This is a genomic window from Pseudomonas sp. GM41(2012), assembly GCF_000282315.2.
GTDB lineage: Bacteria > Pseudomonadota > Gammaproteobacteria > Pseudomonadales > Pseudomonadaceae > Aquipseudomonas.
The window spans coordinates 38661-52206 of record NZ_AKJN02000004.1 but is presented as its reverse complement, the minus strand read 5'-3'; the positions used below and the strand labels follow the sequence as shown (position 1 = coordinate 52206).

The window sequence follows — 13546 nt, the reverse complement described above, 5'->3', positions numbered from 1 at the left end:
AGAACGTCGTGAGACAGTTCGGTCCCTATCTGCCGTGGACGTTTGAGATTTGAGAGGGGCTGCTCCTAGTACGAGAGGACCGGAGTGGACGAACCTCTGGTGTTCCGGTTGTCACGCCAGTGGCATTGCCGGGTAGCTATGTTCGGAATAGATAACCGCTGAAAGCATCTAAGCGGGAAACTAGCCTCAAGATGAGATCTCACTGGGACCTTGAGTCCCCTGAAGGGCCGTCGAAGACTACGACGTTGATAGGTTGGGTGTGTAAGCGCTGTGAGGCGTTGAGCTAACCAATACTAATTGCCCGTGAGGCTTGACCATATAACACCCAAGCAATTTGACTACTCGAAAGAGCATCAGATTGCGGTGTGTGAAGACGAAATGAACCGAAAGTTCGAATCTCACAAAACACCGAAAGCTGTCACATACCCAATTTGCTGAAGCGAAGCCAACTGGCTACGACTCAGTACCCGAATTTCTTGACGACCATAGAGCATTGGAACCACCTGATCCCATCCCGAACTCAGCAGTGAAACGATGCATCGCCGATGGTAGTGTGGGGTTTCCCCATGTGAGAGTAGGTCATCGTCAAGATTAAATTCCGAAACCCCTATCTGCGTATGCAGGTAGGGGTTTTGTTTTAGTAGAAGTCACCCATTTTGCTGGCACGTTACTCTGTAACGGGCTGGTCACAGAATTTCTTGACGACCATAGAGCATTGGAACCACCTGATCCCATCCCGAACTCAGCAGTGAAACGATGCATCGCCGATGGTAGTGTGGGGTTTCCCCATGTGAGAGTAGGTCATCGTCAAGATTGAATTCCGAAACCCCTGTCTGCTAACGCAGACAGGGGTTTTGTCGTTCTGGGGTCGCTAAATGTTCAGAAACGTACGCGCAGCCACGTGTTGAGCCAACCGTGATGGCTACTGTAAAGCGCCTGTACTGCAAACTCAGGTGAGGACATGAACGCGAACAACTGTCATCACAAAAAGACTGAGCCGGAGCTCTGGCACACCGTTCGGCGGGTATTTGGCAGGAATGCCGACCATTTCCTACAAACGCCTAAGTTTTCTCCGGTTTGTGCCGACAGCCTGATGAGACATGCGTGCACCAAAGTAGAGCGGCCCCAGAGTCCTGCCTGCGCTGTTACATGGAATGTTGCAACCCGGAACGCATCCCCACTTTTTGCATAAGAAGTCCCATGAAATGAATCTCAAATTCAGCCATAAAATCCTGCTGGCCGCCTCCGGCGTCGTGGTGCTGGCTTTTGCGTTGTTCACTTTGTACAACGACTATCTGCAGCGAAACACCATCCGTCAAAACCTTGAATCGAGCGTCCAGCAGGCCGGTGACTTGACCGCCAGCAGCGTGCAGAACTGGATGAGCGGCCGCGTGCTGGTGCTGGAAAACCTCGCGCAAAACGTCGCCCATCAAGGCGCCAATGCCGACCTCCCGGGGCTGGTCAGTCAACCGGCCCTGACCTCGAACTTCCAGTTCACCTACGTGGGCCAGGCCAACGGTGTGTTTACTCAGCGCCCGGACGCGAAGATGCCTGACGGTTACGATCCGCGTCAGCGCCCCTGGTACAAACAGGCCGTGGCTGCCGACAAGACCATGCTGACCCCGCCTTACATGGCCGCCGTCGGTGGCCTGGTGGTGACCATCGCCCTGCCGGTGAAAAAGAACGGCGAGTTGCTCGGTGTGGTCGGTGGTGACCTGAGCCTGGAAACGCTGGTGAAGATCATCAACTCGGTGGACTTCGGTGGTATCGGCCACGCATTCCTGGTCAGCGCCGACGGTCAGGTGATCGTCAGCCCGGATAAAGATCAGGTGATGAAAAACCTGAAGGACATCTACCCGAACGCCGGGGTGCGCATCGAGAAGGGTAATCAGGAAGTCACCCTGAACAAGCAGGACCGTATCCTTTCGTTCACGCCGGTCAGTGGTTTGCCGAATGCCGAGTGGTACATCGGTCTGTCGATCGACAAGGACAAGGCCTACGCCCCACTCAGCCAGTTCCGCACTTCTGCGCTGATTGCGATGTTCATCGCCGTCACGGCCATTGCCGTGCTGCTGAGCCTGCTGATCAACGTGCTGATGCGTCCGCTGACCACCATGGGCCGTGCGATGCAGGACATCGCTCAAGGCGAGGGCGACCTGACTCGACGTCTGGCCGTGGAAAGCAAAGATGAATTCGGTGAGCTGGGCGGTGCGTTCAATCAGTTCGTGGAGCGAATTCACGCGTCGATTTCCGAAGTGTCGTCGGCCACTCGCCAGGTTCACGAGCTGTCGCAACGGGTGATGGCTTCGTCGAATGCCTCGATCGTCGGTTCCGACGAGCAAAGCGCCCGCACCAACAGCGTGGCCGCGGCGATCAACCAGTTGGGCGCCGCCACCCAGGAAATCGCCCGCAACGCCGCCGATGCTTCCCAGCACGCCAGCGGCGCGAGCGAGCAGGCCGATGACGGTCGTCAGGTGGTGGAGAAAACCATTCTGGCGATGACCGAGTTGTCGCAGAAAATCAGCCTGTCCTGCACGCAGATCGAAACCCTGAACGCCAGCACCGACAACATCGGGCACATCCTGGATGTGATCAAAGGCATCTCCCAGCAGACCAACTTGCTCGCGCTCAACGCGGCCATTGAAGCGGCCCGCGCTGGTGAAGCCGGTCGTGGTTTTGCGGTGGTGGCGGACGAGGTGCGTAACCTCGCTCACCGTACTCAGGAATCGGCGGAGGAGATCCACAAGATGATCACCTCGCTGCAGATCGGTTCTCGCGAAGCGGTGACCACGATGAACGCCAGTCAGGTCTCCAGCGAGCAGAGCGTCGAAGTGGCGAACCAGGCCGGTCTGCGTCTGGTCAGCGTGACCCAGCGCATCGGCGAAATCGACGGCATGAACCAGTCGGTGGCCGCGGCGACCGAAGAGCAGACGGCGGTCGTGGAAACCCTCAACGTCGACGTTAACCAGATCAACCTGCTGAACCAGCAGAGTGTGGCCAACCTCAATGAAACGTTGAAGGATTGCGATGCGTTGTCCCTGCAGGCGAACCGGTTGAAGCAGTTGGTCGACAGCTTCAAAATCTGATCGAACGATGCAAAAGAAGCCCGCTGTGGAGTCATCCACAGCGGGTTTTTTCATGCCTTACGCAAACAGCTTCAACACATTGTTCATCGCGTCATCGGCAAAGCCCTGCACGAAATCCTTGAACCCCGGCAATGCCTCGGCACCTCCCTGTGCAGGTTCAGCGATGATGGTCCAGGTCGCTCGGGATTTGCCCGTGCCCAGCGGTTCGACACTCATCGCCGCCCACAAATTGGCCACGCCCAAGGTGTTGTAAATCGTGGTCCAGGTCATGTTCAGCGCCTGGTCATCCCGGGAGTTGAGTTGCTCGACCACCAGGTTGCCGTCCTTGAAGAATTTCTTGCGCAGGGACGACACGCCTTCGCCGGTCATCTCGATGTGCGACAGCGCCGGAATGAATTGATCGAAGCCGGCAAAGTTACCGACCACTGCCCAGACCTTCTTGGCATCGGCTGGCACTTCCACCGAGGACACCACGTGGCAGCCTTGAGGGTTTTTGATCAGGGTATCGGGTTGTAGGGTTTTCATGGTTTTGCTCCGGTTGAGTGATTCAGATGAAGTTGATTTCTTTGAGGTAGTCGCAGCCGCGACGCAGCAGCGCCGGGGATTTTTCCGGGTAATGCGCGCCCATCTGCCGCACGCCCGCCTGGGCGTTGGCGTGGCCGATCATTGAGATGTCGCCGATGTCTTCCTCGAAGCCGTTGAGGTAGAAACCGAGCACGCCGAACAACGCGTTGTCGCTGTCGACCCGACCCAGTTGCTGCTGCCAGTCGGCGACGCTGACCATGGAAAACTCCCGACCCGCCTCACGGAATGACGCGACGTAGTTGTCCCAGCTCAGAGGCTCGGGGTTGTGCAGGTTGAACACCGCTTTTTCGGCTGAATAACGGCTGGCATGGAAGGCGATGAACCGGGCGAGAAAGTCCACCGGCATCAGATCGAAATTCAGCGCGAACTCAGGCACCTGGCCGAGCTGGATCGAGCCTTTGAGCATCAGCATCAAGCGATTCTTGTGCGGCTGGCAGACACCGGTGAGGCTGTTGAAACTGATGTTGCCGGGGCGATAGAGATTGACCCGTACGCCACGTTCGCGAGCGCGTTCGAGGATTCGTTCGCCAACCCATTTGGACAGGTTGTAGCCGTTCTTGATGTAGATCGGCGGGGTCTGCGCGGCGGGCAATTCCAGTACCCGGCCATCGGTGGAAATCGTGCTGGAAGCCGACAGCGTCGAGACGAAATTGAAGATCTTTTTGCTGCGCCCTTCGCACAACCGAAGGCACTCGAAAATCGGCTCGACGTTGTCCCGCGCCAGCGACTCGTAATCGAGTACGTGATTGACGTTGGCGGCGTTGTGCACCAACGCGCCGAACTGCCGATCCAGTCGCTCGTAAACATCCGCTTCGAGCCCCAATGACGGACGCGTAATGTCTGCCGCATAAACCCGCACCCGACTCAGGTCCAGATGCTCCAGACGGTTTTCCCGCAGAGCATGGGCAAACCGCTCGGCCGCCGATTGCCCACCGCCATCGCGCACCAGGCAGGCGACTTCGCTGGCGCCCCAGGCGAGCAATGCTTCAACGATGTGCACGCCCACAAAGCTGTTGGCGCCGGTAACGATCACCTTGTGCACATCGCCCATGCGGTTGACTGGCAACGGCTGGATATCCAGTTCGCGGAAGGCATCGGCCAAGGCCTTTTCGCTCAATACTTCTTCGGTGCCGGAACCGCGCACCAAGGTCGCCAGCTTGGCAATGGTCGGCAATTCGATGAAGCGGTTGATCGAGATGCTGCGACCAAATTCTTCACGCAAACGTAAAAGCATGCGCGACAGCAGGATCGAGTGGCCGCCCAGATTGAAGAAACTTTCGTCGGTGGAAATGTCGCTGGCCGGCAGCTCCAGCAGCTCGGCCCAGATCTCCAGCAGCAGCGCCTCGTCGGCACTGACGGGCAAGCGCCGTAGCGTGTTTTCGGACACATTCACGGGCATTGCCAGCAGCGCCTTGCGGTCGACCTTACCGTTGCTGGCGAACGGCATGCTCGCAAGTTCGGTCCAGGCGGTAGGCTGCATGTAATCCGGTAGAAACTGTGTCGCGTGAGCCTTCAGGGCTTCGCGAGCGGTGCCGGGTTGATCCTCCTGAGGCTGCGCGAGGAAGGCCAGAATCCGTCGATGGCTGTCGATGACCACCGCCACCTGGCGGTACAACTGACTGTCGCGCAGGCAGCGTTCGATCTCTTCCGGCTCGACGCGAAAGCCGCGAATCTTCACCTGATTATCCCGCCGTCCGCACAGCTCGATGCCGTCGCCAGTCCACTTCGCCATGTCGCCGGTGCGGTAGGCGCGCAGGCTCTGGCCATTCGGCAGGCTCAGGTTCAGATAACGTTCAGCGGTCTGCTGCGGGTTGTTCAGATAGCCCAGGCACACGCCCGGTCCGACGATGTACAACTCACCGACGGTTTGATCGGCCACCGGTTGAAAATCCTCATCGAGAATCAGCACCTGACTGTTAGCAATAGGCGCGCCGAGGGTGCGGTTGCTGTCGCCGGTGCGCAGTTGCCGCGCGGTGATCAACACCGTCGCTTCGGTCGGGCCATAGAGGTTGTAGAGGTTGCCCTGACGGGTGAGTTGCTCGATGACGTAGGGTTCGCAGACATCGCCGCCGGTCATCACGTGATCGAGGCAGTGCAATTGATCCAGCGGCAGGATGCTCAACAACGCTGGCGGCAAAAAGGCGTGGCTCAGTTGTTGATGGCGGATCAGTTCGACCAGTTGCAACGGATCGCGGCGCTGATCGTCGCCGGGCACGATCAGTTCGGCGCCCTGGAGCAGGGTCGGGAAGATATCGATCAGCGACGAGTCGAAACTCAACGACGAAAACTGCAGCACCCGACTCTGCTCGCTCAGTTGCACATAGTCGGCGTACCACGCGGTGAAGTGCGCGAGGTTGGCCTGGCTGAGCAACACGCCTTTGGGATGGCCGGTGGTGCCCGAGGTATAGAGCGCCATGCACGGCGCCTCTGGATCGGGTCGTTGGCGCATCAAGGGTTGATCGAGATCCACATCGCCAATGTCGATGCTGCTGATGTCGAGTCCCGGCATTTGCGCCGCGAGCGGATGTTCACCGTCATGCAGCAGCAACACTGCCCCGGCGTTTTCCAGAATGTACTGCTGACGTTGCAGGGGATGGCTCGGCTCCAGCGGCAGGTACACCGCGCCACTGCCAAGAATCGCCAGAATCCCCGCATACAACGCGCTGCATTTTGGCAGGCAGATCCCGATCACCAACGGCCCCTGATGCTGCGCGAGCAACGGCTGCAAACGCTGCTGGATGACGCGGCTGTGGGCGTGCAATTGCCGATAGCTCAGGGACTTGCCGGCAATGTTCAGCGCGGGTCGTTCGGCACACTGGATAAAGCGCCGCTCAAGTCGCTCGATCATCGGGATTTGACTGAGCTCCAGCAGCGCGGGCGCCGCCGTGAGGTTGAGCCGATGGAAGAACGCCAGGTTCTCCAGATAGAGCAGGTTTTCCACGTGCTCGAAGCGAGCGGGAACGGTAGGGGCGGCCAGCAGAAAATAGTCGGCATCGCGAGAGTAGCGACTGACCAGCAGCGCCACGTGATCGACCAGTTCTGCCACTGCCCGCAGGCGCAATGCCTGACCGTTGCCCGAAGGTTCGTCGGTGATCGGCACGCGAGTGAACAGTTGCGAACCGTAGGTGCACAGCAAGTCCAGCGGCGGCAGGCCAGAAACTCCAGGCACACCGATACCCAGTTGCAGCGTCAGTCGCGGTGCATCGCCGACGTCTTGAACAGGCAGGCTGGCGTCGTCGATCAGCAAATCAGCGTTACCCAACGGCTGCTCGTCGACGGCCGTCACTCGCACCAAAGAGTGACCGTGTTGTTCAAGTTCCAGCGCCAGGTCGGTCAGGGCCTGGCTTTGTCCAATGAGCAGAATGTCGAGACGTCTCATGATGGGCTCCTCGTTAAACCAGGTAATCGCTGAGGGCGTCTTGAACGCACGGCGAATCGAGCAGCGAACTGCTGCGGAAAAACCGCACGATGTTGGCGACCAGCGGGTGATGGCGATTGATCGGGAAGGCCAGCCCCGACACTTCGCTCTTGAGGGCGTGGCGTGCGGCGTCGCTGATCTGCAAGGACTCGATCAGGCGAAAGTCGAACGACTTCTGGATGTCGTTGGTCAGGTAATGGCCGATGAACACCGGCAGGATGTGCGCGATGCATTGGCGGTCGTCTTCGCTCGCGGTGTGCCAGTAGATGCGCACCAGCCGCGCCCAGAACCCGGAGTGGCGACCTTCGTCGAGCAAGTGGTCGGCCATCAGGCCCTTGATCGACTGCTTGACCGTGTCGTCCTTGGCGAACGCTGCAACATCGCCGGTCACGGTGTTCTCGGCAATGGCCACGCAGATCAATTCCACGGCGCTACGCAGGTGTTCCGGTGCGAGCGCCACGGCCGCAGGAATGGCTCGGCTGAGTTCGATTGCGTCCGGCAGTTCGATGGGCGTGATGCCGGTCATGGCGACGGTCTGTTGCATGAAATCCATTGCCACCAGCGCGTGGTAATCCTCGTCCACCACCACGGTCATGGCGTCGTAGCGGCAGGCGAACGGGAAGGCCACGGCGAAGCGATTCTTGGCGATGCTACGGGCCGTCTTGTCGACGATTTCGGTTTCGAAAATCACCACGTCGTTGATGAATTTGTAGAGCGTCTGCACCAGCGCAAAGTCGCGCTGCTCCGGGCATTCACGCAGGAAGGTTTCGCTCAGCACCAACGGTTGGCGGCTCAACGGGTAGATCAGTTTGTCGTCGTTCTCCAGCACACGCCGGGGGCGGGTACGGATGGTCGCGCGGCTTTCCCAGGCGTCGGCGAAGGATTGGTAGTCGGCGGCGTTCATGCGTTCACCTCGGCAACCGGTTCGCTCATGCTCAGGCGCAGGCCGTCCCACAAGGCTATGCGGCTTTCCACCGCAGCGAGGGCGCTGGCGTAGACGTCTTCTTCGCGTTGCGCATCGCCATCGACCAGCCGGGCGAGGAGTTTTTCAGCGGCGGGGCCGTGGTCTTCGGAATCGACTTCGATGTGCCGTTCGAGGTAGTAACGGAAGGTCGGCGCCTGTTCGATGCCGATGCCCCAGTCATCAAGAATTCGCTGGAACATCTGTGGGATGACGCTCTCGCGACCATGCAGGAATGCCGCCGCAACGCTGTGCCCCGGCGCATGCAACGCGGTGTGCAACGTGTTGCGCACGAACTGCGCTGCCGCCGGATCGACGTCCACGCTTTGCAGCGCCACGTCGTAACTCACGCCTTCTTTTTGCAGCGCGACGAAGCGTTCGACCACTGCCGTGCTGGCGCCGACTTCGCGCATGGCATCCAGGTATAACTCGAAATGGCTGTAGTGACCCTGGGCTGGGCGATCATCGGATTCTTCACCCAGCACAATTTCATTGATCAGCCGCGCCGCTTGCGGGTCACTTGGCGGTAACCAGGGCAGTTGCACGCAGGTGAGCTCCTGTTGCAGACGTTTGGTCAGCGACATGAAATCCCACACCGCAAAGACATGGGTTTCCATGAAACGTTGAAGCACCGACAGCGAATGAATTTCGGAGAAGATCGGATGTGCACTAAGTTCTGCTTTCTTCTGGTTGAGACGGTCTTTAGTCGGTTTCATGGGCGAGCCTCTAAGTGAATTGGATATGCCGTTGCGTTTTAATGAATAAGCGATCGTTAGTTAAAGCTTTCTGCTGGCGAGCAGAGGCCTCAAGTGAATTGATATGGGTAAGTTGCAATGCGTCGTTAAGTGACGGCCTGGCGCCTGTATTCAAGGCGGCGGAGAAAAACTAATACATGAATAAAGTGTCGGGCAAGTTATTTTTATATTATTTGAAAGTTCAACTTTCTCGCGCGCGAAAAGTTCCAATAAAACTTTTGATTTGAGTTTTATTTGGATGTAGTTACTCCTTCCGGCTTATATAAGTCAGAATTAAAATGAAGAGTGAATGCCTCACTCGAAGCAACTTTCTAACTGAGTCGTTGAAGTGAATTGAGGGGGCGGAAGTTGACTGGGATCAACGTCGGTTCTTCCTTTCCCGTGGCAAGACTCCTTCCGTAGGTTCTTGGTGCGGGGACTGCTCCGCCATTGCGGTGCGTCGCCCGTTCATTGTTCGTTGGCAGGCCAAGAGTGAGCGTAAATCACGACAGCCGCCATCACCGGCGCGTCATCGACTCGGAGTCATTGTTGGTCTTGAGAGGGGGAAATCTTAGGGCAGGGCTTTGGAGAGGGGCGTCGCACAGCGCGGCAAGCGAGAACGAGCAGTTCGATCTGCTCGCTCAGGTTTACCGGCGTAGTTTACCTGGAGGTTTTCTTGTTCAGCGCTTCGGGGCTGTTGAGGTAGCGTGTGATGACCTCGACGCCCCGGTTAAGGTGCTGTTCGAGCAACTTCACCGCGCGCTCGACGTCCCGGTCTTCGACGGCCAGCAAGAGCGCCCGGTGGTCTTCCTGGGACAGTTTGCCCAGGCCCATGGCTTCCAGGTTGAAGCGCAGGAAGCGCTCCTCTTCGTTCAATCCGTCTTCCACCAGCCTCAACAGCCGTTGGTTCGGCGCCTTGCAGTACAGCGCCATGTGGAAGAGCCGATTGAGTCGGCCGATTTCGGTGTAGTTGTTTTGCGTTTCCAGTTCGTCGATGTAGCGGGCAGCCTGTTCGAGATCCTCATCAACGAGTAACGGGATCGACAGGCGCAACGCTTCGGATTCCAGCAGGATCCGCAGCGCATAGGTTTCCACGGCATCGCCCTGAACCAGCGGTGCGACCACTGCACCTTTATGGGCGATGACGTTGAGCAGCGCCTGGGCTTCGAGCTGGCGCAAGGCTTCGCGCACCGGCATGCGGCTGACACCGAAAAGATCGGCCAAATCTTGCTGACGCAGGGCGGTGCCGCAGGGAATGCGACCGTCGAGAATGGCCGAACGCAGCGTTTCTTCGATCACCGAGCGTGCCAGGTGAGCGGGAATCGGCCCGTTGACCTTGATGCTGTTCAGAGGATTGGGCTTCTGTGTCACAACTACGCACCCTGTTTGAGTGAAATAAATTTGGATCCAAGGGGACACTAGTGACTGCCTGACAGGTTGTCAAACGGACAAAAAGTCGCCCTGACGTGGCCGCGATGTTTTTTATGGCGCCTGCCATACAAAGTTTAGCGCGCCAGCAGTGATCTCACCGTGCCATTGTCTTTTATCGGGCTTACCTGCACCATCGACCGATTTCCACCTGCCTGATCTGGATGCCTCGCATTGGCGGTACGTTTCGCGATCCCTCGGACTTTGCGCTGGCTGTGCTGCGCGTTGCTGCTGGCCGGCATTATGCTGGGCGGGCTGCATGCCGATTGGGATTTTTCGCTGATCAGCCGTCGCGCGCAGGCATTGTACGGGCCATTGGGCGAAGGACAGCCACGCATTGATGCCTGGCAGCACTTATTGGTAACGCAAAAGCAAGTTGGCGAGCTCGAACAGCTTAAAGTGGTCAACCAGTTCTTCAACAAACAGATGCGTTACGAGGAAGACATCGACCTGTGGCACGAGGTCGATTATTGGGAAACACCCATCGAGGCCCTTTGGAAGGGCGCCGGCGATTGCGAAGATTACGCGATCGCCAAGTATTTCAGCCTGCGTCATCTCGGCGTCGCCAGTGACAAGCTGCGTATTACTTACGTCAAGGCCTTGCGCCTGAATCGGGCGCACATGGTGTTGACCTACTACTCAAGCCCCGAGGCCATGCCGCTGGTACTCGACAGCCTGATCGATGCGATCAAACCGGCCAGCCAGCGAACCGATTTGCTGCCGGTCTACTCTTTTAATGCCGAAGGGTTGTGGTTGCCGGGCGCCAAGGGCAACAAGAAAGTCGGTGATACCAAACGCCTGTCTCGTTGGCAGGATGTGTTGAAGAAAATGCAGGCCGAAGGTTTCCCGGTCGAGACGACTAACTAGGAGCACGCGCTCAGATGTCCTTGTTCAAACAGCTGTTGATCGCTATTTGTCTGTTCCTGGTGATCGCCTTCACCGGTAGCTTCGTGGTCAGCCTGGAAAGCTCGCGCACCCAATACGTCAATCAGCTGCGCTCCCACGCCCAGGATGCCGCGACGGCATTGGCGCTGTCCCTGACACCTAACATCGACGACCCTGCGATGGTCGAGTTGCTGGTCAGTTCGATCTTCGACAGCGGTTATTACGCGAGCATCCGCGTGGTCGACCTCAAGACCGATCAGACGCTCGTCGAGCGCAGCGGCATTCCAGCGGTGAACAATGTACCGGACTGGTTCGTCAAAATGATCGGGCTGGAAGCGGCCGGTGGTGATGCCCTCGTCAGCCGTGGCTGGGAGCAGGCGGCGCGGGTCGAGGTGGTCAGCCACCCGATGTTCGCGTTGGCCAAGCTCTGGCAGAGCGCGCTGGGCAGTCTTGGCTGGTTGCTGATCTGCGGTGCGGTGAGCGCGGTGCTGGGCGCGCTGTTGTTGCGCCGGCAACTGAAGCCGCTGGATTACATGGTCAAGCAATCCCACGCCATCGCTCGCCGCGAGTTCCTCAGCCTGCCGCAACTGCCGCGCACGCCGGAACTGCGTCGAGTCGTGCAGGCCATGAACCAGATGGTCGAGAAGCTTAAGGCGCTGTTCCAGGAACAGGCCGAACGCAGTGAAAAACTGCGGGCCGAGTCCTATCAGGACAACCTGACAGGGCTGGCCAACCGTCGTTATTTCGAGATGCAATTGAACGCCCGAGTGAGCAATCCGGAGCAGGCGAGTTCCGGTTATTTGCTGCTATTGCGGGTCAGCGACCTGGCCGGATTGAACCAGCGGTTGGGCGGTCAACGCACTGACCAGTTGTTGAAAGCGGTTGGCGAGCAGTTGTCCCGAGAGTGCGCCAAATACCCGGAAACCCTGAACCTCGTGACGCGGATTCGCGGCGGTGAGTTCGCCGTGCTGGCGCCGGGGCTGGTGCGCGAAGAAGCGCTGCAACTGGCACAGAACCTCGACAGTGCCTTGGCGAGCCTGCACGCGACGGGCGCCACCGACGTGGCCTCGGTGGCCTCGATCGGGCTGGCGCCGTTTGTGTATGGCGACTCCCCGCAAGCGGTGCTCGGGTTGGGCGATCAGGCGTTGGCTCAGGCAGAAGGCCAGGGCGATTCGAGCTGGGTCTGCCTCGATCACAGCGCGTCGGCCAGCGTCGGCGATGACCATCATGCCTGGCATAAACTGCTGGATCAGGCGTTGAACCTGCGGCGTTTCGAGCTGTATTTCCAGCCGGTGGTGGCCGCCCAGGACACGCAGTTGGTGCTGCATTACAAGGTGCTGTCGCGTTTGATCGACGATGAGGGCCAGACCATTCCCGCCGGGCGCTTCCTGCCGTGGCTCGAGCGCTTTGGCTGGACCGCACGGTTGGACCGTCTGATGTTGGAGCTGGTGCTTGAGCAGATGGCCGGCCATGAAAAGTCGCTGGCGCTGAACCTGTCTTCAGCGACGCTGGCCGATCCGCAGGCATTGAATAAAGTCTTCGAAATCCTGCGTGAGCATTCGGATCTCGGGGAGCGATTGACCCTGGAAATCGGTGAGGAGCAGTTGCCGGAGCAAGTCATGCTGGAAGAGCTGACGCGACGTCTGCACGAACTCGGGTTCTCCCTGAGCCTGCAACGCTTTGGCGGGCGCTTCAGCATGATCGGCAACCTGGCGCGGCTTGGGTTGGCGTATCTGAAGATCGACGGCAGTTACATCCGGGCGATTGATCAGGAGAGCGACAAGCGCCTGTTCATCGAGGCGATTCAGCGGGCGGCGCACAGCATCGATTTGCCGTTGATTGCCGAGCGGGTCGAGACGGAAGGGGAGTTGATGGTGATTCGCGAGATGGGGTTGTATGGGGTTCAGGGGCAATTGTTTGGTGAGCCGAAGCCTTGGCAGTAAGGCTTTATAGCTGAGTCGTCAATCAGTCCGCCTTCGCGAGCAAGCCCGCTCCCACATTAGATCTTCAGCGAACACAACATGTGTGAGCAGCCGAGATTCAATGTGGGAGCGGGCTTGCTCGCGAAGGCGTCCGAACAGACAACAACAATGGGGGCCTTAGATCAACCCCGTCTCATCATCATCGATCAATTGACTCAATCCGCCCAACGCCTCACGGGCCTGGTTCCGGTCCATCAGCTTGGCTTGTGCGGCCGGCGGCAGGTCGGTGACGCGGATCACGCCTTTGCTGGTCAGCACCTGGATCAAGTCGTCGAGTACCCGGATCATTTCCAGGTCGCTCTGCTTGAGCTGTTTGAGGCTGGTTTCCACTACTTCATGGGCATACCAGGCCTGGATTTCATGGTGGTCGGCCGGCAGTGTTTCCGTGGCCTCGGCGTAGGCCGTGGCTTCCACGCGCACTAACTGACCTTGCGCATCGCGTTGCACGTAGAACATTGAACATCCCT

9 protein-coding genes, 3 rRNA genes and 1 pseudogene are annotated in these 13546 nt (G+C 58.7%); 6 read left to right on the top strand and 7 right to left on the bottom strand.

From position 1 onward, the window contains the following. The 3 genes from PMI27_RS0229045 to rrf (PMI27_RS0229035) all read left to right on the top strand — a co-directional run. Positions 1 to 318: ribosomal RNA gene (locus PMI27_RS0229045) — 23S ribosomal RNA — on the top strand; the annotation flags it as partial. A gap of 157 nt (positions 319 to 475) precedes the next feature. Further along, positions 476 to 591, top strand: a 5S ribosomal RNA gene (gene rrf / locus PMI27_RS0229040). A 106-nt stretch (positions 592 to 697) separates the two neighbouring features. Next, positions 698 to 813, top strand: a 5S ribosomal RNA gene (gene rrf / locus PMI27_RS0229035). 72 nt (positions 814 to 885) lie between these two features. Here the strand turns inward: rrf (PMI27_RS0229035) and PMI27_RS30975 are convergent. Beyond that, positions 886 to 963, bottom strand: a pseudogene (locus PMI27_RS30975) (sigma-70 family RNA polymerase sigma factor); the annotation flags it as partial. Between the two features lie 242 nt (positions 964 to 1205). Here PMI27_RS30975 and PMI27_RS26770 point away from each other — a divergent pair. Continuing rightward, positions 1206 to 3086: a methyl-accepting chemotaxis protein gene (locus PMI27_RS26770; RefSeq protein ID WP_008154520.1), complete on the top strand. Its 1881-nt coding sequence runs from the start codon at positions 1206 to 1208 to the stop codon at positions 3084 to 3086. Positions 3087 to 3143: 57 nt separating this feature from the next. Here PMI27_RS26770 and PMI27_RS26775 read toward each other — a convergent pair whose 3' ends face one another. The 5 genes from PMI27_RS26775 to PMI27_RS26795 all read right to left on the bottom strand — a co-directional run bounded on the left by PMI27_RS26775 (position 3144) and on the right by PMI27_RS26795 (position 10155). Further along, the gene (locus PMI27_RS26775; RefSeq protein WP_008154518.1) at positions 3144 to 3611 is read right to left on the bottom strand and encodes an SRPBCC family protein; all 468 of its coding nucleotides are present in this window, start codon (positions 3609 to 3611) and stop codon (positions 3144 to 3146) included. 22 nt (positions 3612 to 3633) lie between these two features. Then, positions 3634 to 7050: a non-ribosomal peptide synthetase gene (locus tag PMI27_RS26780; RefSeq protein WP_008154517.1), complete on the bottom strand. Its 3417-nt coding sequence runs from the start codon at positions 7048 to 7050 to the stop codon at positions 3634 to 3636. 13 nt (positions 7051 to 7063) lie between these two features. Beyond that, on the bottom strand, positions 7064 to 7993 hold the full coding sequence (locus PMI27_RS26785; RefSeq protein ID WP_008154515.1) for a diiron oxygenase: 930 nt from the start codon (positions 7991 to 7993) through the stop codon (positions 7064 to 7066). Beyond that, a complete protein-coding gene (locus PMI27_RS26790) occupies positions 7990 to 8766 on the bottom strand; it encodes a DUF3050 domain-containing protein (RefSeq protein ID WP_008154512.1) in 777 nt (258 codons plus the stop codon). The genes PMI27_RS26785 and PMI27_RS26790 overlap by 4 nt, the downstream gene beginning before the upstream one ends. A 678-nt stretch (positions 8767 to 9444) precedes the next feature. Continuing rightward, positions 9445 to 10155: a GntR family transcriptional regulator gene (locus PMI27_RS26795; protein WP_008154511.1), complete on the bottom strand. Its 711-nt coding sequence runs from the start codon at positions 10153 to 10155 to the stop codon at positions 9445 to 9447. Between the two features lie 231 nt (positions 10156 to 10386). On the opposite strand from PMI27_RS26795, the gene lapG reads away from it, so the two are divergent. Both lapG and lapD read left to right on the top strand, forming a co-directional pair. Then, positions 10387 to 11079: a cysteine protease LapG gene (gene lapG, locus PMI27_RS26800; RefSeq protein WP_008154509.1), complete on the top strand. Its 693-nt coding sequence runs from the start codon at positions 10387 to 10389 to the stop codon at positions 11077 to 11079. A gap of 14 nt (positions 11080 to 11093) precedes the next feature. After that, entirely contained in the window at positions 11094 to 13040 is a 1947-nt protein-coding gene (gene lapD / locus PMI27_RS26805) for a cyclic di-GMP receptor LapD (RefSeq protein ID WP_008154508.1), read from the top strand. Between the two features lie 156 nt (positions 13041 to 13196). On the opposite strand, the gene PMI27_RS26810 is transcribed toward lapD, so the two are convergent. Next, positions 13197 to 13535 (bottom strand): hypothetical protein, encoded by a 339-nt coding sequence (locus PMI27_RS26810; protein WP_008154506.1) that lies wholly within the window; start codon positions 13533 to 13535, stop codon positions 13197 to 13199. Positions 13536 to 13546 lie beyond the last annotated feature (11 nt).